Source organism: Oryzisolibacter propanilivorax (assembly GCF_900103645.1).
In the GTDB taxonomy this organism is placed as follows: domain Bacteria; phylum Pseudomonadota; class Gammaproteobacteria; order Burkholderiales; family Burkholderiaceae_C; genus Melaminivora; species Melaminivora propanilivorax.
Map to the genome: position 1 here is coordinate 40,493 of NZ_FNHP01000001.1, position 24,005 is coordinate 64,497.

The 24,005-nt window shown below is 68.7% G+C and carries 20 protein-coding genes; 16 read left to right on the forward strand and 4 right to left on the reverse strand.

Translation table 11 applies throughout. The annotated features are described in order from the left end of the window. Positions 1 to 124: 124 nt before the first annotated feature. Entirely contained in the window at positions 125 to 976 is an 852-nt protein-coding gene (locus BLQ61_RS00195; protein WP_091565209.1) for an SDR family NAD(P)-dependent oxidoreductase, read from the reverse strand. A 26-nt stretch (positions 977 to 1,002) separates the two neighbouring features. Continuing rightward, positions 1,003 to 2,343: a spinster family MFS transporter gene (locus BLQ61_RS00200; RefSeq protein ID WP_245703744.1), complete on the reverse strand. Its 1,341-nt coding sequence runs from the start codon at positions 2,341 to 2,343 to the stop codon at positions 1,003 to 1,005. Between the two features lie 163 nt (positions 2,344 to 2,506). On the opposite strand from BLQ61_RS00200, the gene BLQ61_RS00205 reads away from it, so the two are divergent. Next, entirely contained in the window at positions 2,507 to 3,931 is a 1,425-nt protein-coding gene (locus tag BLQ61_RS00205) for an aldehyde dehydrogenase family protein (protein ID WP_091565212.1), read from the forward strand. Between the two features lie 135 nt (positions 3,932 to 4,066). Beyond that, the gene (locus BLQ61_RS00210) at positions 4,067 to 4,840 is read left to right on the forward strand and encodes a glucose 1-dehydrogenase (protein WP_091565214.1); all 774 of its coding nucleotides are present in this window, start codon (positions 4,067 to 4,069) and stop codon (positions 4,838 to 4,840) included. A 131-nt stretch (positions 4,841 to 4,971) separates the two neighbouring features. On the opposite strand, the gene BLQ61_RS00215 is transcribed toward BLQ61_RS00210, so the two are convergent. Beyond that, on the reverse strand, positions 4,972 to 7,098 hold the full coding sequence (locus BLQ61_RS00215) for an oxidoreductase (protein ID WP_091565216.1): 2,127 nt from the start codon (positions 7,096 to 7,098) through the stop codon (positions 4,972 to 4,974). A 237-nt stretch (positions 7,099 to 7,335) separates the two neighbouring features. On the opposite strand from BLQ61_RS00215, the gene BLQ61_RS00220 reads away from it, so the two are divergent. Both BLQ61_RS00220 and BLQ61_RS00225 read left to right on the forward strand, forming a co-directional pair. After that, positions 7,336 to 8,109, forward strand: a complete 774-nt coding sequence (locus BLQ61_RS00220) for an SDR family oxidoreductase (RefSeq protein WP_091565218.1) — start codon at positions 7,336 to 7,338, stop codon at positions 8,107 to 8,109. Positions 8,110 to 8,123: 14 nt separating this feature from the next. Next, on the forward strand, positions 8,124 to 8,501 hold the full coding sequence (locus BLQ61_RS00225) for an SgcJ/EcaC family oxidoreductase (protein ID WP_245703745.1): 378 nt from the start codon (positions 8,124 to 8,126) through the stop codon (positions 8,499 to 8,501). A gap of 40 nt (positions 8,502 to 8,541) precedes the next feature. Here BLQ61_RS00225 and BLQ61_RS00230 read toward each other — a convergent pair whose 3' ends face one another. Continuing rightward, positions 8,542 to 9,360 (reverse strand): enoyl-CoA hydratase, encoded by an 819-nt coding sequence (locus BLQ61_RS00230; protein ID WP_091565223.1) that lies wholly within the window; start codon positions 9,358 to 9,360, stop codon positions 8,542 to 8,544. Between the two features lie 121 nt (positions 9,361 to 9,481). Here BLQ61_RS00230 and BLQ61_RS00235 point away from each other — a divergent pair, with 121 nt between their 5' ends. The 12 genes from BLQ61_RS00235 to BLQ61_RS00290 all read left to right on the forward strand — a co-directional run bounded on the left by BLQ61_RS00235 (position 9,482) and on the right by BLQ61_RS00290 (position 24,000). Further along, positions 9,482 to 10,282, forward strand: a complete 801-nt coding sequence (locus BLQ61_RS00235) for an SDR family oxidoreductase (protein ID WP_091565225.1) — start codon at positions 9,482 to 9,484, stop codon at positions 10,280 to 10,282. Positions 10,283 to 10,309: 27 nt separating this feature from the next. Beyond that, positions 10,310 to 11,260, forward strand: coding sequence for a Zn-ribbon domain-containing OB-fold protein (locus tag BLQ61_RS00240; protein ID WP_091565227.1), 951 nt, complete (start codon positions 10,310 to 10,312; stop codon positions 11,258 to 11,260). A gap of 21 nt (positions 11,261 to 11,281) precedes the next feature. Then, positions 11,282 to 12,394 (forward strand): acyl-CoA dehydrogenase family protein, encoded by a 1,113-nt coding sequence (locus BLQ61_RS00245; RefSeq protein ID WP_091565230.1) that lies wholly within the window; start codon positions 11,282 to 11,284, stop codon positions 12,392 to 12,394. Positions 12,395 to 12,408: 14 nt separating this feature from the next. After that, on the forward strand, positions 12,409 to 12,825 hold the full coding sequence (locus BLQ61_RS00250; RefSeq protein ID WP_091566409.1) for a MaoC family dehydratase: 417 nt from the start codon (positions 12,409 to 12,411) through the stop codon (positions 12,823 to 12,825). Positions 12,826 to 12,847: 22 nt separating this feature from the next. Beyond that, entirely contained in the window at positions 12,848 to 14,020 is a 1,173-nt protein-coding gene (locus tag BLQ61_RS00255) for a lipid-transfer protein (protein ID WP_217629370.1), read from the forward strand. 20 nt (positions 14,021 to 14,040) lie between these two features. Then, positions 14,041 to 15,222, forward strand: coding sequence for an acyl-CoA dehydrogenase family protein (locus BLQ61_RS00260; protein ID WP_091565236.1), 1,182 nt, complete (start codon positions 14,041 to 14,043; stop codon positions 15,220 to 15,222). A 48-nt stretch (positions 15,223 to 15,270) separates the two neighbouring features. After that, a complete protein-coding gene (locus tag BLQ61_RS00265) occupies positions 15,271 to 17,088 on the forward strand; it encodes a long-chain-acyl-CoA synthetase (protein ID WP_091565238.1) in 1,818 nt (605 codons plus the stop codon). Then, the gene (locus BLQ61_RS00270) at positions 17,081 to 18,184 is read left to right on the forward strand and encodes an MBL fold metallo-hydrolase (protein ID WP_245703746.1); all 1,104 of its coding nucleotides are present in this window, start codon (positions 17,081 to 17,083) and stop codon (positions 18,182 to 18,184) included. Before BLQ61_RS00265 ends, BLQ61_RS00270 begins: the two co-directional genes overlap by 8 nt. Before the next feature lie 2 nt (positions 18,185 to 18,186). Then, complete coding sequence (locus tag BLQ61_RS00275) at positions 18,187 to 19,386, forward strand: acyl-CoA dehydrogenase family protein (protein ID WP_091565241.1); 1,200 nt, start codon at positions 18,187 to 18,189, stop codon at positions 19,384 to 19,386. Between the two features lie 40 nt (positions 19,387 to 19,426). Further along, the gene (locus BLQ61_RS00280) at positions 19,427 to 20,551 is read left to right on the forward strand and encodes an acyl-CoA dehydrogenase family protein (RefSeq protein ID WP_091565243.1); all 1,125 of its coding nucleotides are present in this window, start codon (positions 19,427 to 19,429) and stop codon (positions 20,549 to 20,551) included. 1 nt (position 20,552) lies between these two features. After that, positions 20,553 to 22,277, forward strand: a complete 1,725-nt coding sequence (locus BLQ61_RS00285; RefSeq protein WP_245703747.1) for a class I adenylate-forming enzyme family protein — start codon at positions 20,553 to 20,555, stop codon at positions 22,275 to 22,277. A gap of 343 nt (positions 22,278 to 22,620) precedes the next feature. After that, a complete protein-coding gene (locus tag BLQ61_RS00290) occupies positions 22,621 to 24,000 on the forward strand; it encodes a DUF1329 domain-containing protein (protein ID WP_091565249.1) in 1,380 nt (459 codons plus the stop codon). Positions 24,001 to 24,005: the final 5 nt, after the last annotated feature.

A 24,005-nucleotide genomic window follows, 5' to 3' on the forward strand; every position in this document is an offset into this window, starting at 1 on the left:
TCTCCTTGTGGGTGGTGGACGGGACGATCTTCGGAAACTCGCGCCTGGCGGGCATACCCTGTTTGGACGAGCGTGCCGGCGCGGGTTTGATCTAGCGCAAACGATTCGCCCGATCGGCGGGCCCTCAGGCTGGTGCCGCGGCCGTTTTCGCCTGCTGCTCCAGCAGCGGCTGCAGGTCGATCATGGCCGGGGCCCGCGCCAGCCGGGGCGCCTCCTCGGCCGTGGCCAGCCAGAACAGCGCGCGGGCGATCTCCTCGGGCGTGGCCATGCCGTAGCGCTGCGCCAGCACACCGTCGTCGCCCAGCGTGGCGCGCACCGCCTCGGTGCCGACCACGCCGGGGTTGACGCTGAAAGCGCAGATGCCCCGGCCCCGGTATTCGGTATTGATGCACCCGGCCAGGCGGGCGATGGCCGCCTTGGAAGCGCCGTAGGCAAAGCCCCAGCCGCCCTGGTCGGCCGGCACCGGCGGGTTGAACTGCCCGGCAGCCGAGCAGACGTTGACGATGCGCCCGTCGCCCTGCGCCAGCAGCGCCGGCAGCACGCGCTGCGCCAGGTGGAAGGGCGCCACCACGTTGCCGTGCAGCGCGCGGGCTAGCGCCTCGGGCTGCAGTTCGGGCAGCAGGTGGTTGACCTCGCGGTCCTGGTAGACGGCATTGTTGATCAGCACGTCCACCCGGCCGAAGTGCGCCAGCACGGCGTCGGCGGCGGCGTCGATGGAGGCCAGGTCCATCAGGTCCATGCCGTGCGCGAAGACCGTGCCGCCAGCCTCCTCGATGGCGGTGGCGGTCGAGGCCAGACTGCCAGACAGCAATTGGCCGTCGGGACGGCGCAGTTGGTGCTGCAGCTGGGCACCCTCGTGCAGGGTGCGTGCGGTGCAGGCCACCTGCCAGCCCTGGCGCGCGAAATGCAGCGCCGTGGCGGCGCCGATGCCGCGGCTGGCGCCGGTGATGAAGACGACAGGGCTGGGGTGGGTCATGCGGATATCCAAAGGGAAGGCGGGCATCAGGCGGCTGCCGCCTGCAGTTGCTGCAGGCGCAGCTTGTAGGGGCCGGAGGCAGCGCCCAGCAGCAGCACCGTGATGCCCATCACCGACACCACGCACACAAGTGCCCAGCGCAGGCCATCGCCGCCGTAGACACTGGAGAAATGGTCGCTCAGGCTGCCGGTGACCAGCGGGCCCAGGCCCACGCCCAGCAGCGTCACGAACAGGTTCAACAGCGAGGCCGCCACGCCGCGCTCGCGGGCGCTGACCATCTGGCTGACGGCGCTGTACGACAGGGTCGGCCACCAGCTGGCGAAGAAGGCGAACAGCATCACGAACAGCATGGCGTGCGGCACGCGCGCCGTGCCCAGCGCCCAGTAGTCCGCCGTCGGCCACAGGAAGATGCAGATACCCAAGGGCAGCGCCACGGCTGCGCCCAGGGTGGGCAGGCCCAGTTGCCAACGCGTACTGCGCTGGCACAGCCGGTCGCTGAGCCAGCCACAGAACAGGGCGCCGGCCATGGAGCCGATGCCGCTGGCCAGGCCGAAGAACAGGCCCGCCTGGGCGATGCCCATGCCATGCACGCGCATGAAGAAGCTCGGCGCCCAGATGCCGTAGCCGTAGCCAGTGATGGCCGCCACGCCGCAGCCCAGCGCCACCAGGCGCAACGGCTTGAGCGACAGCAAGCGCGCCAGCTGGCGCAGCAGCGGCTCGTTCACCGGACCGGGCGGCACCGCCGCGTGCTGGTTGCCGCCGGGCTCGAAGGCGCCGCGTGGCGGCTCCTTGACCAGCAGATAGACGATCAGGCTCAACACCACGCCGGGGATGCCGAAGGCCAGGAACGCAGCGCGCCAGCCGTAATGCTGGGCGATCAGGCCGCCCAGCGCCAGCCCGACCAGCACTCCCAGGTTGGGCCCCATCATGAAGATGCTGATGGCCAGCGAGCGGCGCTTCGGGGGGTACAGGTCGGAGATCATGGAAATCGACGGCGCCATGCTGCCGGCCTCGCCCACGGCCACGCTCATGCGCGCCAGCAGCAGCTGCCAGTACATCGTGGCCATGCCGCAGGCCATGGTCGCCAGGCTCCACAGGCCGCAGCATACGGCGATGATGCTGCGCCGGTTGCGCCGGTCGGCCAGGCGACCCACCGGGATGCCCAGCACCGCATACAGCAGGCCGAACGCCAGACCGGTCAGCAGGCCGATTTCCGTGTCCGAGGCGCTGAATTCGCGCTTGATCGGCTCGATCAGAATCGACACCACCTGACGGTCGATATAGGAAAAGATGTAGACCGTGGCCAGCAAGCCCAGGCTCAGGTGGGTACGCCAGTTGACCTCTGGCTGGGTGTGTGCGGTAGTCATGCACCGCATCGTGCGAGCCGGGTCAGGCAGCGCCATCGTCCTTTTGGACGAAGATGGGGTAAACCATAGGCCGCAGCATGGCGGGACGCGCGAGCTGCCCGGGCGCAAGCCCGCAGCCGCGCGCAGGCCCGACGGCACGACCCGCACAACCCCTGGAGACACCATGACGCAAGCCCCTCCCGCCCTGTCCCTGACGCAGCTGCAGCAGCTGCAGAAAGCCGCCTTCATCGCCGAGGGCCCAGTCGGCGCCGACGTGCGCGCGCAGCGCCTGCAGCAGGTCATCGACCTGCTGGTCGAGCAACACCAGGCGCTGTGCCAAGCCATGGGCGAGGACTTCGGCGGCCGGCCGGTGGAGTTCTCGCTGGCCAACGACATCCTGGGTTCGCTGGCGTCGCTGAAACATGCGCGCGACAGCTTCCGCGGCTGGCTGGCGGACTCGCCGCGCGAGGCGGTCAAGCCCTTCGATGCCTACGGCGCCAGCGCCTGGGTGCGCTACCAGCCCAAGGGCGTGGTCGGCATCATCGGCACCTGGAACGCGCCGCTGTTCACGCTGCTGTCGCCGCTGGCCTGTGCCTTTGCCGCCGGCAACCGAGCGGTGCTCAAGCCCTCGGAGATCGCGCCGCGCACCGCGCGGGTGCTGGCCGACGCGGTAGCCCAGCGCTTCGATCCGCAGGTGCTGGCGGTGGTGCAGGGCGGCGCCGACGTGGCGGCCGAGTTTTCCGCCCAAGCCTGGGACCACCTGGTGTTCACCGGCTCGACCGCCGTTGGCAAAGCCGTGATGGGCGCTGCCGCAAAGAACCTGGTGCCGGTCACGCTGGAGCTGGGCGGCAAGTCTCCGGTGCTGGTCAGCGAGAGCGCCGACATCGCTGCCGCCGCCGAGCGCATCGCCGTGGCCAAGGCGCTGAACTCCGGTCAGCTGTGCGTCTCGGCCGACACCGTCTGGGTGCACGCCAGCCGGCTGGAAGACCTGCTGCAGGCGCTGGCCGCGCAGTACGGCGCGCTGTTCCCCAGCGTCGAGGGCAACCGCGACCTGACGCCGGTGATCGATGCGCGCCACTTCGCGCGCGTGCAGGGCTACGTGCAGGACGCGCGCAGCCGCGGCGCGCGGGTGGTGGAGGTGGGCAGCGCCAGCAGCGGCCAGGACCGGCGCATGCCGCTGGCGCTGGTGGTCAACCCACCTGCCGACTGCGACATCTCGCGCCACGAGATCTTCGGCCCGGCGATGGTGCTGCGTACCTTCGAGCGCATCCAGGATGCCGTGCAGCGCATCAACGACGGCGACCGGCCGCTGGCGCTGTACTACTTCGGCAGCGACGAGCAGGAATGCCAGTGGGTGCTCGACCACACCCTGTCGGGCGGCGTGTCGATCAACGACGTGGCCATGCATCCGGCGCTGCACGACGCGCCGTTCGGCGGCGTGGGTGCCTCGGGCATGGGCCACTACCACGGGCGCGAGGGCTTCCTGCAGTTCAGTCACGCGCGCGCGGTCTACAAGGCCGGCGGGCACGATCCGCGGCGCGAGTGGGGCATGCTGCCGCCCTACCACGCGCAGCTGCTGCCTACGCTGCTGGCGTCCGTCACGCCCTGAGCCTGCTGCCCGCAGGGCGCCATGGTCTGTTTGGCGGATGTGGCGCACCGCACTCCGGCGCACGATGCGCCGCGTATCCGCGCGGCGCCGCGTGCGCCGTTTTTTGTTGCCGATGAGAATGTCCAAGGAGACGCGATGACCGCGAATGTGTTCGACCAGTTTTCCGTGCAGGGTCAGGTGGCCGCCGTGACCGGCGCCGGCAAGGGCATCGGCCGTGCCTGCGCGCTGATGCTGGCGCGCGCCGGCGCAGACGTGGCGCTGTTCGCCCGCACCGAGGCCGACCTGCACGATGTGCACGCCCAGATCACCGCCCTGGGCCGGCGCGCCATCGTGGTGCCGGGCGACGCCAACCAGGAGGCCGACCTGGACCAGCTGGTCAGCCGCACCGTGGCCGAGCTGGGCAAGCTCACCATCCTGGTGAACAACGTCGGCGGCGGCGGCCCGAACGATCCGCGCAAGGTCGGCGGCAAGGCGTTGGGCGAGGTGCTGGCGTTCAACGTGGTGCCGGCCTACAGCCTGATCCAGAAGGCGGCGGCGGCCATGGAGGCGGCCGGCGGCGGCTCGGTCATCAATATCTCGTCCATGGCCGCGCGCCTGATCCAGAAGAACTTCAGCGCCTACTCGGCCGCCAAGGCGGCGCTGAACCACCTGACGCGCAACCTGGCGCAGGACTATGGCCCAGCGGTGCGCATCAACGCCATCGAGCCCGGCACCATCATGACCGAGGCCCTCGCCCCGTACCTGACGGCCGACCGCAAGGAGCGCATGGAACGCACCACGCCGCTGGGCCGCCTGGGCCAGCCCGAGGACATCGCCGCCGCCACGCTGTTCCTGGCCTCGCCCGCGTCCAGCTGGATCACCGGCAAGGTGCTGGGCGTGGACGGCGGGGTCGAGGCGCCCAACTTCTGAACCGGCACCCTGGGCAGCAAAAAAAGGAACCGCTGGGTTCCTTTTTTCGTGGTTTTGAGCGAAATGTGCCTCTAGCCCTTTTTTGGCACGGGCCTTCAGCTATCGAAACAATAGTGAGTGAAAGGGGCTCCTCACAGGGCCAGTGCGGCGTGGTGGCCCGAATGCACCGCGCCCTCGATATAGCCCAGGTCGGCGCAGTCGCCCAAGCGGCGCAGCGGCACTCGGGTCAGCTGCTGCAGCGCGTCGGCCACGCTAGCGTCTGGCTCGGCGCCGATGGCCAGCACCACCGAGTCCGCTGGCGTGCGCTGCTCCTGGCCGGCCTTGTCGGTCCATACCACCTCCTTGCGCTCGATGCGCTGCACCTGAGCGTTCAACTTGAGCTGGCCATGCGCCTTCACCGCCTCGACCACGCGCCAGCGGCGCACAATCGACAGTTCGCTGCCCGGGTGGCTGCCGGGCTCCAGCACCGTCACCTGGCGGCCCCGGTCGAGCAGGAACTCGGCCAGCTCCAGTCCGACCAGCCCGCCGCCGACGATGACCACGCGCTTGCCCAAGGGCATCCACAGCTTGGACAGGCTCTGGATGGCGCTGGTGCTGTCGGTGACGCGCAGCATGCCGCCGGCCTTGAACATGGCGCGCTCGGCCAGGCTGAGCTTGGTGCGGGCGATCTCGTCGGCGCGGTCACCGGTCATCAGGCGGCGCAGCTCGTCGCCGCTCCAGACATGGTCCTGCTCGGCGCCGGGGATGGCCGGCGCGGAGCGGCGCGCGCCCGTGGCCACCAGGATCTCGTCGGGCTGCAGCGCCTCCAGCAGCACGCGGTCCACGGTGGTGTTCAGGCGCACGTCGATGCGCGGGTGCTGCATCTGCCCGACCAGGTAGTCCAGCAGGCGACCGTTCTCGGGGTAGGCCAAGGCGGCAAAGAACAGCGTGCCGCCCAGGCGGTCGCTGCGCTCGGCCAGAGTCACGCGGTGGCCACGCTCGGCCGCCACGCGCGCTGCCTCCATGCCGGCGGGGCCACCGCCCACCACCAGCAGGTGGCGCGGCTTTTCGGCCATCACGACCGGCATCTCGAACTCATGCCCGGTGCGGGCGTTCACCGCGCACTTCACGCCACGGTTGACGAAAATTTCGCTCACGCAGACGTAGCAGTAGATGCACGGGCGCAGCTCCTGCGGCGCGTTGCGCTCCAGCTTGGCGGCCACCGCCGGATCGGCCAGCAGCGGGCGGCCCAGGGCGGCGAAGTCGATCTGGCCCTCGGCCACGGCCTTCGCCGCTTCCTGGAAGTCCAGCCGGCCAGCAACGATGATGGGTAGGCTCACGGCCTTCTTGAACTCGCCCGCATAGTCCAGGAAGGCATTGCACTGCTGCGGGATGGGTGCGTCGGTGAAGGCGCTGCCGGTGGTCAGGCGCGCGTAGGCCGAGACGCTGATTGCGTTCACGCCCAGCTGCTCGCACAGCCGAGCGGTCTGCAGCGCCTCCTGCAGGGTGATACCGCCGGGGGTGTGCATCTCCTGCGAGTCCAGGCGTACCCAGACGGGGAAGTCGGGGCCGACACGCTGGCGCACTTCGGTCAGCACCTCGCGCAGGAAGCGCGTGCGGTTCTCATAGCTGCCGCCGTACTCGTCGGTGCGTTGGTTGAAATACGGCGACAGGAAGCCGGCGATCAGGTAGTTGTGCGCGCAATGCACCTCCACCGCGTCGAAGCCGGCTTTTTGCACGCGCACGGCGGCGTCGCCGAACCACTGCACCGCCTGGCGAATGTCGGCGTGGCCCAGCACGCGGTAGCGATCGGGATAGGGGCCGACGCCGACGAAGGTGGAAAACTCCTTGGGCGTGATGGTACGCATGGACTCGTGCGGCACCACCTCGGGCGGAAGAGAGGGCACCCACATCTCGCGGCCCTGCGACCGGTCGTTGGCCGCGACCTTGCCACTGTGGTTGATCTGGATGGCGATCTTGGCGCCATGCGCGTGCGCGCGGCGCACCACCTCGGCCAGGCCGGGGATGAACTCGTCCTTCGATACGCCCAGTTGGTAGGGCTCGCTGGTGCCGGCCGGCCAGGCGATGGAGGCCGTGCCCATGATGATCAGCCCGGTGCCGCCGGCGGCGCGCTCCTCGTAGTACGCCTGCGTGCGTTCGGTGCACATGCCATCCGTGCCGCCGTAGTTTTCGCCCATGGGGGCCATGGCAATGCGGTTGCGCACCTGCATGGTGCCGATGCGGCCAGGTTGGAACAGGGAGGCGTAGGGATGGGTCATGGTGGACAGGGGAGTGGGTTGTGGTCGTGGGTCCGGCACTGCCAGTGCGCGTGCGCGGCGTGCACGGCATGCGCGCGCTTGCTGCGGCGCAGTGTAGGAAGTGTCAGTCTGCGCGCGTGCTGGGGGAAGTACGTCGTCCGTTTGTACGTGGCGCGCCGCCGTGGGCTCGGCTTTGATGCGCGCCGCGGGCCCGTTGCTGGCCGGCTTTTCCATCCATCCCAAGACGAAAGAGACACCATGCCCCTGACCCTCATGAGCGGCTGCGCCACCGGCATCGGCGCGGCCACCCGACAAGCCCTGGAGGCCGCGGGCCACCAGATCATCGGCATCGATATCCGCGACGCGGAAATCGTCGCCGACCTGTCCACGTCCGCCGGGCGCCAGCAGGCGCTGCACGAAGCGCTGGCGCGCTGCGGCGGCCGCCTTGACGGCCTGGTGCTGTGCGCCGGTCTGGGGCCGCAGACCCCCGACGTCGGCAAGGTGGTCTCGGTCAACTACTTCGGCGCGGTGGAACTGCTCGATGGCCTGCTGCCGGCGCTGCAGCGCGGCACGGCGCCCGCGGCGGTGGTCATCTCTTCTGTCGCCTCGGCGCATCTGCTGTGGGACAAGAATCCGCTGGCCCAGGCGCTGGAGGGCGGCGACGAGGCACAAGCCCAGGCCATCGTACGCGGCGCCGGCGAACACGGCGGCAACTTGGCGTACGCCGGCAGCAAGAACGCGCTCACCGTGGCGGTGCGCAAGCGCGCCGGCAGTTGGGGCCAGGCAGGCGTGCGGCTGAACACCGTCGCCCCTGGCGCCACCGAGACGCCGCTGCTGCAGGCCGGGCTGCAAGATCCGCGCTTCGGCGAGTCCATCGCCAAGTTCGTACCGCCGCTGGGCCGACGCGCCGAGCCCGCCGAGATGGCCTCGGTCATCACCTTCCTGATGGGCAGCGGCGCCAGCTATGTGCATGGCGCGCAGATCTGCATCGACGGCGGCATCGACGCGCAGATGCGCCCCACCCAATTTTGAAAGGAAACACCGCCATGCCGACCACTGAACACATGCAGGCTGTCGTCCAGCGCTACATTGCTGCGCTCAATGCCGCCGATCTGGAGGCCATCGTTGCCCTGTACGCGCCGGATGCCCAGGTGGAGGACCCGGTGGGCTCCGAGCCGCAGCGCGGCCACGAGGCTATCCGCGCGTTCTATGCCCGCTCCCTGGCGATGAAGCTGGAGGTGGCGCTGCAGGGCGCGGTGCGCGCGGTGGCGGGCGAGGCGGCCTTCGCCTTCACCGTCACACTGCAGCAAGGGCCGCGGCGCCTGGTCATCGCGCCCATCGACCATTTCCGTTTCGATGCCGAGGGGCGCATCACGCACATGCGCGCCTTCTTCGGTCCGGACAACACGCGCACCGAGGGCTGACGGAGCAGAGAGCCCGGCTGGCCTATCGGCCCGCCGGGCGTCAGCGGCCCTCGAAGCGGGCCGGGCGTTTTTCGATGAAGGCGTTCATGCCTTCCTTCTGGTCCCGGGTGGCGAACAGGATTTGGTTGGCCTTGCGTTCGAGCATCAGCGCGGTGTCCAGCGAGGCGTCCATGCCGGCGATCACCACCTCCTTGATCTGCTCCACGGCCAGCGGCGGCATGGCCGCGATCTGACGTGCCATTTTGAGCGCCTCGTCCAGCACCTGTGCGTCCTCGACCACCAGGCTGACCAGGCCCATCAGCTGTGCCTCGGCGGCCGACACCGGCCGGCCCGTGAGCAGGATGCGCATGGCGTTGAACTTGCCCACCGCGCGCACCAGGCGCTGTGTGCCGCCGATGCCCGGCATGATGCCGATGCGGATCTCCGGCTGGGCGAAGCTGGCGCCCTGGCCAGCGACGATGATGTCGCAGTGCATGGCCAGTTCCGCGCCGCCGCCGAAGGCATAGCCGCAGACCGCCGCGATGATCGGCTTGGGGCACTTCTCGATCGGCGCCCAGACACGCTCGGTATGGCGCTGCAGGATCTCGATGGGGCCGCAGTCGTCCATGCTCTTGATGTCGCCGCCAGCGGCGAAGACCTTGTCGCCGCCGGTCAGCACGATGCAGCGCACAGCGGCGTCCTGACCCAGCGCAAGGAAGGTGCGCGACAGCGCGGCCTGCAGCGACAGGCTCAGCGCGTTGGTGGCCTGCGGGCGGTGCAGGCGCACCAGCGCCACGCCGTCGGGCAGGTGCTCGACCAGTAGTTCTGGCTCGGCGCTGTCTTCGGCCTTGAGTGGGTGGTTGTCGGGTGGGGTCTGCATGGCTGGGCGTTGGCGTATTGACGAGGCACGTCGGGATTGAACATGGTCGTTTTCCCGTAGTCCAGCTGCATCGTCCTTTTGGACGTATCTGCTGCACAGGCCGAAACCTAAATTTCCGGCCATGGATATGACACAAGAATTTCAGGGCCAGGTGGTGCTGGTCACCGGGGGCACCAAGGGTATCGGCCGTGGCATTGCCCAGGCCTTCCTGCAGGCTGGCGCTACGGTGGTGGTATGCGGGCGCCACCAGCCGGACGACCTGCCTGCCGCCCAGGGCCGCACGGCCGACTTCTTCGCCTGCGACGTGCGTGAGGCCCAGGCCGTCAAGGACTTGGTCGCCGAGGTGCAGCACCGCCACGGCCGCCTGGACGTGCTGGTGAACAACGCCGGCGGCGCGCCTGCGGTGGACGCGGCCACCGTGTCGCCGCGCTTTCACGAGGGCGTGTTGCGCCTGAACCTGTTTTCCGTTTTGCACACCGCACAGGCGGCCAACGCCGTCATGCAGCAGCAGGACGGCGGGGGGGTGATCGTCTGCATCGGCAGCATCAGCGCGCTGCGCCCGTCGCCCGGCACGGCCGCCTATGGCGCGGCCAAGGCGGCGGTGTTGAGCCTGGTGGGCTCGCTGGCCGTCGAGTGGGGCCCGAAGGTGCGCGTGGTGGCGGTGAGCCCCGGGCTGGTGCGCACCGAGCAGTCCCACTTGCACTTCGGCGACGAGGCGGGCATCGCCGCCGTCGGCCAGACCATCCCCGCCGGCCGCCTGGCCGAACCTGAGGACATCGCGCAGGCGTGCCTGTACGTGGCCTCGCCACGCGCGGCCTACATGAGTGGCAGCAACCTGCTGCTGCACGGCGGTGGTGAGCGCCCGGCCTTCCTGGGTGCGGCCAACGCCACGCCCGCGCAGCGGCCGGCCGCGGCCGGCTGAGAACCCATTTCACACAAGGAGTCGAACGTGACGGACCAGGACTGGATGGCGCAGGTGCGCGCGCTGGTGGGCAAGGAATACGGGCGCGTCTATGCCTGGGACAAGGTCAACGCGCCGATGATCCGCCAGTGGTGCGAGATCATGGGCGTGGCGGTGAAGCAGAACGCCGCCGGCCAGGCCATCGCGCCGCCCGCCATGCTGCAGGTGTGGTGCATGGAAGGGCCGGTGGCCAACAACTACCCGCCTGGCTCGACCACCGAAAACCCGTATGAGGTGCTCAAGCTGCTGGAAGGCCAGGGTTTTGGCTCGGTGGTGGCGGTGAACTCCGAACTGACCTTCGACCGCGACGTGGTCGAGGGCGAGGACCTGTACTACACCACCCGCCTGGACAGCGTCGGCGAGCAAAAGACCACCGCCCTGGGCACCGGTCACTTCGTCACGCTGGTCATGGACTACTACTCCATCGGCGCGAAGAACGGCCGGGACGAGCACGTGGGCCAGCTGTTGTTCCGCGTATTCAAGTTTCGCCCGGCGCAGCAGCCCAAGCCCGCGGCTGCACCGGCCGAGGCCCCGCAAAAGGCGCGCCGTCCCATGCCGGGCGTGAGCGACGACAACCGTTTCTTCTGGGAGGGCGCCAGGGAAGGCAAGCTGCTAATCCAGCGCTGCAAAGGCTGTGGCGAGCTGCATCACCCGCCCGGCCCAGTATGCCCGAGCTGCCATTCCTTCGAATGGGACACGGTGCAGGCCAGCGGGCGCGGCACGGTGTATTCCTTCGTCGTCATGCACTACCCGGAGGTGCCTCCGTTCGATCACCCCAACCCCATCGGCCTGATCGAACTGGAGGAGGGTTCGCGCTTGATCGCCCAACTGGTGGGCATCAAGCCGCAAGACGTGCAGATCGGCCAGAAGGTGCAGGTCGAGTTCAACGCCTTCAACGACGGCGAACTGGTGCTGCCGCAGTTCCGGCCCGTGGCCTGACGCTCTAAGGAGACCCTATACATGGATTTTCAGTTCACGGAAGACCAGCGCGCCTTCGCCGACATGGCGCAAGGCCTGTTCGCTGACTACTGTACCGACGACAAGCTACGCGAGCACGACCTGTCGGGTCAGCCGTTCATGCAGGAGCTGTGGCAGCAATGCCTGACCGCCGGCCTGCACGGCATCGTCGTACCGGAGGACGCGGGGGGGCTGGGTCTGGGCATGACGGAATTGCTGGCCGTGCTGGAGCAGCAGGGCCGGGCGCTGGCGCAGGTGCCACTGTGGCAGCAGCAGATCGGGGTGGCGGCGCTGTCGCGCTTCGCCTCCGGCTCCGCAGAGGCCAAGGAGGTGGCTGAAGCCGCCATGGGCGGGCAGCTGCTGGCCCTGTCGCTGCAGGCCACCAACGACGCGCGCGGCGCGCGGCTGCGCCTGCAGGACGGCAGGCTCTGCGGCAGACTGGACGCGGTGGCGCTGGCCGGCCAGTCCAGCCATGCGCTGATCGCTGCAGCGGCGAACGGCGGCGAGCGTCTGGTGCTGGTGGCGCTCGACGGGCAGTGCGTGGCGCGCGTCGACGGCATGCGCCAGGATTATTGCGCCGTGGCCGATCTGGCCTTTGACCACGCGCCGGCGCTGGCCGTGCTGGACGCGCCGGCACTGGCCTGGGTACAGCAGCACGCCGCCGCCTGCCTGGGCGCGCTGCAGCAGGGCGTGACGCAGGAGCAGCTGCAGCGCACCGTGCAGTACGTCAGCGAGCGCAAGCAGTTCGACCGGGCCATCGGCACCTTCCAGCTGGTGGTGGGGCAGATGGCCGACAACTACATCCTCATGCAGGCCCAGCGCAGCGCGCTGTATCAGTTGGTCTGGCGCCTGGACCAGGGCTTGCCCTGCGCGCCGCAGTCACACGCCGTACGAGCGCAGACCCACGAGCTGGGGCTGAAAGTGGGCCGTGTGGCGCAGCACGTACACGGCGGCATGGGCGTGGACGTGACCTACCCCATCCACCGCTTTCTGTTCTGGGGCCGTGCGCTGGCGGTGGAGGGCGGCAGCGCCGAACACCACCTGCAGGCGCTGGGCCAGTGGCTGGCCGACCACGACAACCTGGGCTGGAAGTACGACCTGCCCGAAGACCGGTGAAAGCGATGCAGACCATGGATACCTCCAACCTCCGTTTCGATACCGTGCAGACCGGCGACGAGCTGCCCGCCAAGACCGTGCCCATCACCGTGCCGCTGATCGCCGGCGGCGCGCTGGCCACGCGCGACTACTTTCCGGGTCACCATGACCTGGAGGCGGCGCGTGAGCTGGGTTCCTCGCACATCTTCATGAACATCCTGACCACCAACGGTTTGGTGCAGAGCTTCGTCGAAGGCTGGGCGGGCCCACAGGCGCGGCTGATGGATCTGAAGATCCGCTTGGGGGCGCCCAACTATCCCGGCGACAGCATGCGCCTGACCGGCGCCGTGACCGCCAAGGACGAAGCCACGCGCAGCGTGCAGGTCACCATCAAGGGCACCAACGGCATGGGCCCGCATGTCAGCGGCACCGTGCAGGTGGCGCTGGCCTGACAGGAGAATTTGCGTGAACGACATGAACATTTCCGGCCGTGCCGCCATCGCCGGCCTGGGCGCCACCGAGTTTTCCAAGAATTCCGGCCGCACCGAACTGCGCCTGGCCATGGAGGCCACGCTGGCTGCGCTAGCCGACGCCGGCATTGATCCCAAGGACGTGGACGGGTTCTCGTCCTATACGGTGGACAAGGTGCCCGAGTACGAGATCGCCCGCCTGCTGGGCGCGCGCAACGTGAGCTTTTTCTCGCAAGCGCCGCACGGCGGCGGCGCGGCCTGCGCGCCCCTTTTGCACGCGGCCATGGCGGTGGCCACCGGTGTCGCCAAGACGGTGGTGGTCTACCGCGCCATGAACGAGCGCAGCTGGTACCGCTTCGGCTCGGGCAGCTATGGTTTTGGCAGCACCCCGTTTTTTGATAACGTGAACTACGGCTGGTACATGCCGCACGGCTTTCACACGCCGGCCGCCTGGGTGGGCATGTTCGCGCGCCGCTACATGCACGCCTACGGAGCCACCAGCGCGGACTTTGGCCGCGTGGCCGTGGCCGTGCGCGACTTCGCGGCGACGAACCCGCAGGCGTTCTTCCATGGCAAGCCGATCACGCTGGAGGACCACCAGAACAGCCGCTGGATCTGCGAGCCGCTGCACCTGCTGGACTGCTGCCAGGAGTCGGATGGCGCGGTGGCCATGGTCATCACCTCCAGCGAGCGCGCGCGCGACCTGAAGTCCAAGCCGGTCTATATCAAGGCAGCGGCGCAGGGAATGTCCGAGGGACAGCAGAGCATGACCTCGTTCTTCCGCGAGGACATCACTGGCCTGCCCGAGATGGGCCACGTGGCGCGCCAGCTTTGGCAGCAAAGCGGCCTGGGTCCGAAGGACGTGCAAAGCGCCATCCTGTACGACCACTTCTCGCCGTTCGTGCTGCCGCAGCTGGAGGAGTTCGGCTTCGTCAAGCGCGGCGAGGCCAAGGACTTCATCCGCGCGGGCGAGCATGCGCGTGGTGGCAGCCTGCCCATCAACACCAACGGCGGTCAGCTAGGCGAGGCCTACATCCACGGCATGAACGGCATCGCCGAGGCGGTGCGCCAAGTGCGCGGCAACTCCGTCAACCAAGTGGCCGACGTGCACAACATGGTGGTCACAGCGGGCACCGGCGTGCCCACTAGCGGCCTGATCCTGGGCGACGCAGCCTAAACCGAAGGGGAGTGCCAACCATGATGATTGATCTAACCCCTGAGCAGCAGGCGCTGCGCCTGAAGGTGCGCGACTATTTCCAGAACCTGATGCAGCCCGAACTGAGGGCGCGCATGCGCGGCGCCGAGGGCGGCGACGAGTACCGTGCCCTGATCCGGCAGATGGGCCGGGACGGCTGGCTGGCGCTGGGCTGGCCCAAGGAGTTCGGCGGGCAGGGCTTGTCCGCCACCGAGCAGTTGATCTTCTTCGAGGAAGCCAACATCGCCGGTGCCCCGCTGCCGTTCGTCACCATCAGTACCGTTGGCCCCGCCTTGATGGAGCATGGAACCGATGAGCAGAAGCAGGCCTTCCTGCCCGGTATGGCCAGCGGCGACATCATCTTTGCCATCGGCTACTCCGAGCCCGGCGCGGGCTCGGACCTGGCGATGCTCAAGACCCAGGCCACGTTGCACGGCGACCTGCAGACCGGGCATTTCGTGGTCAATGGGCAAAAGCTCTGGACATCGGGCATCGAATCCGCCGACTACGTTTGGCTGGCGGCGCGCACCAACCCCGATCTGGCGCGCCACCGAGGCATCTCCATCATGGTGCTGGACACCCAAGCCGAAGGCTTCTCGCATACGCTGATCCAGACCGTCGGCAACTTCACATCGGCCACGTACTACGACAACGTGCGGGTGCCCGCGAACCGGCTGATCGGCAAGCTCGACGGCGGCTGGAAGCTGATCACCGATCAGCTTAACCACGAACGGCTGGGCCTGGGCGCCTGGTCCGACAAGGTCTTCGCACCATTCACTAAGGTGCTGGCCTGGGCCAAGGCGCGCGACGAGGACGGCCGCCGCGCCGTGGACCAGCCGTGGGTGCGCCGGGCCCTGGCCGAGTGCTACACGCGGCTGGAGGCCATGCGGCTGATCAACTTCCGCATCGCCGCCGACCTGGAGGCCGGAGCCATGGACGTGGCGCTGGCCTCGGCGACCAAGGTCTATGGGTCAGAGAACGTAGTGGACGTCCTGCACCGGCTGATGGACATCGTCGGCAGCAGTTCCTTGGTGCGCGGCGGCTCGGCCGCGGCGTATCTGATGGGCGAGCTGGAGTACGAGCTGCGCGCCAACACCATCAACACCTTTGGCGGCGGCACCAACGAGATACAGCGCGAGCTGATCGCCCAGTTCGGCCTGGGCATGCCGCGGCCGGTGCGCTGACGCGGCTGCCCCGGGCGCCGCAGTACCCAGAACAGTGGAGACATCACGATGAACGCAATCGCCGCCGTTTCGCGCGAGAAAACCCAGCAGCGCCTGGACCGCCGCGGCGACCTGGCCATGCGCTATCGGGCATCCATGCCCTACACCATTGCCGACCGGGTGCAGGAATGCGCCCGGCAGTACGGCGAGCGCACCTTCCTGCTGGAGGGCGACGCGCGCTACAGCTACCGCGAGTTCAATGCGCGCGCCAACCAAGTGGCGTGTGCACTGCACGCCGCCGGCGTGCGCCAGGGCGACGTGGTGGCGCTGTGCATGGAAAACCGCGCCGACTTCTTCTTCGCCTGGATGGGCATCGCCAAGGCCGGTGCGGTCGTGGCCTTCCTCAACACCTATGTGGCGGGCAAGCCGCTGGCTCATGCGCTGGAGGTGACGGGAACACGTCATGTCATCGTCGGCGAGGAATGCGTGCAGCGTTTCGAGGACACGCCCGAGCTGGCCGGCAACGCGGCCTGCACCTTTTGGCACTGGCCCGACCCCGAGCGCCCGGCGCCGCCGCAGGTGCTGGCGAAATACGGTGCCAACCTGCAGGCGCTGGCTGAGCGACAGGACGGCGCCGACGTGCCGGCGCAGTGGCGCGAGGGCATCCGCGCCGGCGACAACGCGCAGTACATCTTCACCTCCGGCACCACTGGCCTGCCGAAGGCGGCGCTGGTCAGCCATGCGCGCTGGCTGATGGCCGGCGATGCCATGAAGGCGCTGTGGGAGACCGGGCCCGAGGACCGTTTCTATTGTTTCCTGCCGCTCTACCACGGCGCGGCGTCGATGTCGCTGACCTCCACCGCGCTGAGCGCCGGCTCCAGCCTGGTGGTGCGGCGCAAGTTCAGCCGCAGCGAATTCTGGGCCGACGTGCGCCGTTATCGGATCACCATGTGCCAGTACGTGGGCGAGATCTGCCGTTTCCTGCTGACGCTGCCGCCGCAGCCCGACGACCGCCAGCACACGCTGCGCAAGATGGCTGGCACCGGCCTGTCACCGGAGATCTGGCAGCAGTGGGCCAACCGCTTCGGTGACCATTTCCAGGTCTTCGAGAGCTGGGGCAGCACCGAGTCCAACGCCAGCACGGTGAACGTGGACAACCGCATCGGCTCGTGCGGCCGCGTACCGTTCTGGGAGAAGACCAACCTGCGCTTGGTGCGCTATGACCAGGACAAGGGCGACTACATCCGCGACGAAAACGGCTTCCTGCAGCTGGCCGGCGTGAACGAGCCGGGCGAGGCCATCGCCATGGTGGTCGACTACCCCGACATCGTGGCCGGCCGCTTCGAGGGCTACACCTGCCAGGAGTCCACGCAGAAGAAGATCCTGCGCGACGTGTTTCAGAAAGGCGATGCTTGGTGGTCCTCTGGCGACCTGCTGCGCTGCGACGAGGAAGGCTACTGCTGGTTCGTGGATCGCATCGGCGACACCTTCCGCTGGAAGAGCGAGAACGTCTCGACCATGGAAGTCACTGACGCCCTGGGCGACTTCCCCGGCCTGGACGCGCTGACCATCTACGGCGTGCAGGTGCCCGGCCACGAGGGCCGCGCCGGCATGGCCGCGCTGGTGATGCACGAGGGAGCGGCGTTCGATCCCAAGGCATTCTGGGAACTGGCCACCAGCCGCGTGCCGCGCTACGCCGCGCCGCTGTTCCTGCGCCTGATGGAGGCGCCCGACATGACTGGCAACTACAAGCTGCGCAAGGTCGATCTGCAGCGCCAGGGCTTCGACCAGAACCAGGTGCAGGATCCTTTGTATGTGCGCGACGACCGCCTGCAAACCTATGTGCCGCTGACGTCCCAGGCGCTGCAGGAGGCCCTGGGTGCATAAGGCCGAGGAAGCTGACGAGGTGGCGACGCGCGCCCGGCCGCGCCCACCCGACCGCCTGCGCTACCCGTTCGAGGCGCCGACACCGGACGGCCAGCTGGTGCGGGTGGCCGAGGGCGTGCTGTGGGCGCGCATGCCCATGCCCATGGCGCTGGACCACATCAACGTCTACCTGCTGCGTGACGGCGAGGGCTGGGCGGTGGTGGATACCGGGCTCGGCATCCCGTCCACGCACGCGTTGTGGGAGCAGATCTTCGGCCAGCAGCTGGCCGGCCAGCCGCTGACGCGCGTGATCTGCACCCACTTCCACTACGACCACGCCGGCGCGGCGCGCTGGCTGCAGGAGCATTTCGGCGTCGAGCTGTGGATGACGGCGCAGGAATTCCTGATGCTACGCGCCGAGATGGGTCCGCCCCCCGATCCGCTGCCGCCGCGCCACCAGGAGTTTTATCGCCGCGCCGGCACCGACGCGGCGCTGGTCGAGCGCATGTTCGCGGCCATGCGCAAGGACCCGTTCATGCCGCAGCCGCCGCTGTCCTTCCAGCGCATGCGCCACGGCGACGTGCTGCGTATCGGCGAGCGCCGGTGGCAGGTCATCGTCGGCGAGGGCCACTCGCCCGAGCATGCCTGCCTGTACGACGCCGACGAGCACCTGCTGCTGGCCGGCGACCAGCTGCTGCCGCGCATCACCTCCAACGTCATGGTCATGCCGCAGGAGCCGAACGGCAACCCGCTGCGCCACTGGCTGGCGTCCATGCGGCGCCTGCGCGAGCTGCACCCGGACACGCTGGTACTGCCCTCGCACCAGCAGGTGTATGTCGGCGTGCGCGAGCGCGCCGACGAGATCGTGGCGCACCACGAGGAGCAGCTGGAGCTGATCCGCGCGCATCTGCGCCAAGGCGGTGGCGCCTCGGGCATGCAGCTGATGCAGGTGCTGTTTCCGAAGCTGCGCGGCCCGGTGGATCATTTGATGGCGCTGGGCGAGACGCTGGCGCATGTCAACCTGCTGCGTGCGACCGGCGAGGTTGAAGGCCACATCGACGCGGCCGGCACGGAGATCCTGATGCTGGCCGCCGCCCCCCTGACCCACAAGGAATGAGCATGACGACAGAATTGGACGCTTTCCGCCAGGAAGTCCGGCAGTGGCTGCAAGCCAACTGCCCGGCCAGCATGCGCCGCCCCATCGTGACCGAGGAGATGGTCTGGGGTGGCTCGGCACTGACATTCCAGACTGACGATCAGAAGGTCTGGTTCGAGCGCATGCGCGAGCGCGGCTGGTTCGCGCCATCCTGGCCCACGGAGTACGGTGGCGGCGGGCTGGATGCGAAGCGCACACGCATCGTCGAGACCGAGATGCACCGCCTGGGCTGCCGCCAGCCGCAATACAACCTGGGCGTGTGGATGCTCGGGCCGGTGCTGCTGGAGGTCGGGACGCACGAGCAAAAGCTCGAGCACTTGGTGCCGATGATGCGTGGCGAGCGCCGCTGGTGCCAAGGCTTCTCCGAGCCCAACGCCGGCTCCGACCTGGCCAGCCTGAAGACCTCGGGCCGGCGCGTCAGCGACGCGCAGGGCGACGCCTACATCGTCAACGGCAGCAAGATCTGGACGTCCGACGGCGACAAGGCCGACTGGATGTATGCCCTGGTGCGCACCGACGCCGGCGCGAAGAAGCAAAACGGCATCAGTTTCGTGCTGATCGACATGAAGAGCCCGGGTGTCACGGTCAAGCCGATCGAGCTGATCAGCGGCAAGTCGAGCTTTTGCCAAGTGTTCTTCGACGACGTGCGTGTGCCGGTGCGCCAGCTGGTGGGCCAGGAGGGCGAGGGCTGGGCGGTGGCCAAGAAGCTGCTGCAGCACGAGCGCGCGGCCATGTCCAAGTTCACCGAGGGCGGCGCGCCCTCGCACGATGCCCTGCAGACCGCGCTGGGCTACCTGGTGGACGGCAACGGCCAGGTGCGTGATGGCGCGCTGCGCGACCGCCTGGCGGGCGTGCTGATGGACGCCCAGGCGTTCGCGCTGACGCACCGCCGTGTGAGCGAGATGGCGCTGGCGCGCCGCGACGTGAGCGGACCGGCAAGCATCATGAAGCTGGTGCAGACCGAGCAGGAGGTGGCCAAGTACGAGTTGCTGGAGCAGGCCATGGGCCTGCGCGGCCTGGGCTGGGAGGGCGACGCCTTCAGCGCCGACGAGCTGGACGTGTGCCGCAGCTGGCTGCGCTCCAAGAGTTACACCATCGGCGGCGGCACTTCCGAGGTGCAGCTGAACATCGTCGCCAAGCGCGTGCTGGGCCTGCCGGGCTGAAGCGCCGGCGGTCCGACCCAACGAGAAAGAGACACAACACATGACCATGCTTTTGTCCGAGGAGCAGGCGCTGCTGGGCGACAGCGCGCAAGCGCTGCTGGCCGACCAGGCACCGGTATCGCAGCAGCGCCGCCTGCGCGACGAGCGCAGCGCCACCGGGTTCGACGACGCGCTGTGGCGCCAGATGGTGGACATGGGCTGGCCCGTGGCCGTGCTGCCCGAGGCGCACGACGGCCTGCAGGTTGGCTACCTGGGCCTGGGCCAGGTGTTCGAGGCCATCGGCCGGCAACTGGCAGCGCAGCCGCTGCTGAGCCAGGCGGTACTGGCGCCCGAGCTGCTGATCCGCGCCGGCAGCCCGGCGCAACAGGCGCATTGGCTGCCGAAGCTGGCACAGGGCAAGGCCCGCCTGGCACTGGCCCTGGACGAGGAGTCCGGTCGGCACTGGCCGGCGCCCATGGCCACCCGTATCGAGCCGGGCGAGGGCAGTGGCACGCTGCACGGTGCTAAGCATTTCGTCTTCGACGGTGTCGGTGCTGATGGATTCCTGGTGCTGGCTGGCAGCGCCGATGCGCCCTCGCTGTGGCTGGTGCCGGCCAACGCCGCCGGCGTGCAGGTTGAGCGCGTGGCCATGATCGACAGCCGCAACACCGCTTGCGTGCGCTTTGACGGCGTGGCGTTGGATGCTTCCATGCGGCTGGATGCCCTGCCGGCCGCACAGGCGCTAGAGCAGGTGCTGGACCGTGCCCGTGCCTGCGTCGCCGCCGAGGCGCTCGGGCTGCTGCGCGCCATGTTCGTGACCACCGTGGCCTACCTGAAGGAACGCATTCAGTTCGACGTGCCCATCGGCTCGTTCCAGGCGCTGCAGCACCGTGCCGCGCGCCTGTACGTCGAGCTGGAGTTGCTGGAGAGTTGCGTGCGCGGCGCGCTGGAGGCCATCGACGCCGGTGATGAGACGGCCATCGCCCTGCACGCCAGCCTGGCCAAGGCCCGCGCCGCCGACCTGTGCGAGAAGCTGGCCAACGAGGCCGTGCAGCTGCACGGCGGCATCGGCGTGACCGACGAACTGGACCTGGGGCTGTTCTTCAAGCGTGCCCGTGTGCTGCAGCGCATGCTGGGCGACGGCGCCTACCACCGCAACCGCTATGCGCGGCTCAAGGGTTTCTGACATGAGCACCACCTCCGACACACCGGCAGCAATGGCCATCGGCGAGCAGCTGCAGGCGCTGCGCGCCCAGCTCACGGCGCCAGGCGCGCCTTTCGAACTGGAAACCGTGCGCCTGGCCGACGGCAGCGAAGTACCGGCTTACCGCTATGCCTTCAGGACGCTGCCCGAACTGATCAACGCCGGCCGCGCCCATGCGGCAGCCGAGTTCCTGGTCTATGGCGACGACCGCTGGACGTTCGCACGTTTCTTCGGCGCTGTCGATGCGCTGGCCGGGCGCCTGCAGCGCGAGCATGGCGTGCGCGCCGGCGACCGCATCGCCATTGCCATGCGCAACCGGCCGGAATGGGTGGTGGCCTTCGCCGCCACCGCGCTGCTGGGCGCGGTGCCGGTGCCGCTCAACAGCTTCGGCCTGGTGGGCGAGCTAATGCCGGCCATCGACGACACCACTCCAGCGTGGCTGATCTGCGACCAGGACCGGCACGAGCGCGTGCAGGCGGCGCTGGCCGGGCGCGGCATCCGCACGGTGGTGGTCGATGGCACGGCCGGCGAGCTGGACTGGCAGGCGCTGACGGCGCCTGGCGCGCCGGCGTTCGAGCCGCCGGCGCTGGCGCCTGACGACACGGCGCTGATCCTGTTCACCTCCGGTGCCACCAGCCGCGCCAAGGGCGTGCAGTCCAGCCAGCGCGCCGTGTGCCAGGCGATCTTCAACATCGACTACATCGGCGCGATCTCGGCCATGAGCTCGCCCGATGCGGTGGCGCGCATCATGGCGCGCCAGTTGCAGCCGACGACGCTGTCGGCGGTGCCGCTGTTCCACGTCAGCGGGCTGCACGCGCAGCTGCTGAGCTCGCTGCGCCATGGCCGGCGGCTGATCTTCATGCACCGCTGGGACGCGGCGCAGGCGCTGGAGCTGATCCGGCGCGAGAACATCACCCAGTTCAACGGCGCGCCGAGCATGGTGCAGCAGCTGATCGAGCTGCCGCAGTTCGCCGACCCGGCCAACTCCGGCCAGCTGTCGGGTCTGGGCTTCGGCGGCGGTGGCCTGCACCCGCGGCTGATCGACGAGTTCCTGGGCAAGTTTCCGGGGCGCATGTCGGGCATCGGCTTCGGCCTGACCGAGTCCAACGGCGTGTGCGCGGCCGGCTCTGGGCGCATGTTCGAGGCGCAGCCGCGCAGCTCGGGCGTACTCTCACCGATCATCGAGGCGCGCATCGCCGATCTGGACGGCAGCGCCTTGCCGCCGAACCAGCCGGGCGAGGTCTGGCTGCGCGGCGTGACGCTGATGCAGGGCTACTGGAACGAGCCGCAGGCCACGCGTTCAGCGGTGCAGGACGGGTGGTTCCGCACCGGCGACATCGGGCAGGTGGACCGGTATGGTTTCCTGACCATCGTGGACCGCATCAAGGACGTGATCAACCGCAGCGGCGAGAAAATCGCCGCCGTCGAGGTCGAGGGCTGCCTGATGCAGCACCAGGACCTGCAGGAGGCGGCGGTGTTCGCCCTGCCGCACGAGGTCACCGGCGAGCAGGTGGTGGCGGTGGTGGTCGGCAAGCCCGGCGCCGAGGTCAACGAGGACGGGCTGCGCGAGTTCGTCGCCCAGCGCCTGGCTGGCTACAAGGTGCCCAGCCGCATCGTGGTGCGCGACGAGCCGCTGCCGCGCAACCCGGCCGGCAAGATGCTCAAAGGGAACATGCGCAAGGAGTTGGCGCAGTTGCTGCAGCCCTGACACGCACGCAGATCCACCGTCCCGGCCCGCCCATGCGCTACGCATCGGCGGGCTTTTTCATGGCGCGGCACGTGGTACGCCCGCAACTGCGGGTCTGTCAGTAGTCCTGTTGGACGACCGGCGCGGCAGGCGCTCGCCGCACGCCGCGCCCTCTGGCCGGGCGTGGCGTGCGGGTCTGTCATTAGTCCCATCGGACGATGGGCCGGCGTGGCCCGGCCCCTAGCATGACCCTGCAATCCGATGCCGTGGCACACCCGTGGCGGCCGGGCCGAGGCAGCCGGGACGGACCCGCAAATCTTGAATCCATTTGGCGAACCGGTTTCAACTCCAAGGAGAACTTTCAATGAAATCCATGATGCGCAAGACCCCGATGGCGCTGGCGGCACTGCTGGTGCTGGCGGGCACTGCCTGGGCCAAGGTCCCGGCGGCCGAGGCCGACAAGCTGGGCAAGGAGCTCAACTGCAACGGCGGCATCAAGGCCGGCAACAAGGACGGCACCATTCCCGAATTCACCGGCAAATACGTCGGCAAGTTGCCGGGCGTGGACCAGCCCAAGCACAGCGGCGCGCATCCGGTGGACATCTACGCCAACGAAAAGCCGCTGTTCGTGATCACCGCCGAGAACATGGACAAGTACGCGGACAAGCTCAGCGATGGTCAGAAGGCCATGCTGAAGAAGTACCCGACTACTTACAAGATGCCGGTCTATCCCGGCCACCGCGACTTCGCTTACCCCGAGGACGTGTGCGCCGTGGTCAAGAAGAACGCGCTGGAGGCCGAGCTGATCGACGACGGCCTGGCCGTCAAGGCCGGCATGGGCGGTATCCCGTTCCCCATCCCGCAAAACGGCAACGAGGCGCTGTGGAACAACCTGATCCCGGCGCGCGCCTTCACCGAGAGCATCACGCGCGACGTGGCCAACGTACTGTCGGACGGCAGCATCGCTTGGGGCCGTCAGGAAAACCGCAACCTGGACGAGACCAGCACCCCGGCCAACCGCGGCAAACCGGTCGAGGGCCGCATGGCGTACTCGATGACGCGCGCGCTGCTGCCCGAGCGCGAGAAGGGCGGCGTGACCAACTCCACCGAGCCGCTGAACTTCAAGAAGGACAAGCGTCTGGCCTGGAGCTATGACGCCGGCACGCGCCGCGTGCGCCAGGTGCCCGAGTACGGCTTCGACCAGCCGCTGGCCGGCTCGGGCGGCAAGATGACCATCGACTCCGACCGCCTGTTCAACGGCTCGCCCGAGCGCTACAACTGGAAGCTGCTGGGGCGCAAGGAGATGTTCATCCCGGCCAACGCCTACAAGATCCACGAGAAGACGGTCAAGTACAAGGACCTGCTGACGCCCAACCACGCCAACCCGGACTTCATGCGCTACGAGCTGCGCCGCGTCTGGGCGGTGGAGGGCAACTTGAAGGACAACTACCGCCACCTGTACGGCAAGCGCGTGCTGTTCCTGGACGAGGACACCGGCCAGGCCGTGGCGTCCGACATGTACGACTCGCGTGGCCAGCTGTGGCAGCACGCCCTCATCAACTACTACTACACGCCGGACATCAATGCCTGGCACGCCGGCACGTCGTTCTATTACGACCTGAACAGCGGCAGCTACATCGGCTACAACTTGTTCCAGGAACGCCCCACCGGTCCGGTGCTGAACAAGGGTGATCTGGATCCGTCGATGTTCACGCCCCAGGCGGCGCGCAACATGGGCACCTGAACAGC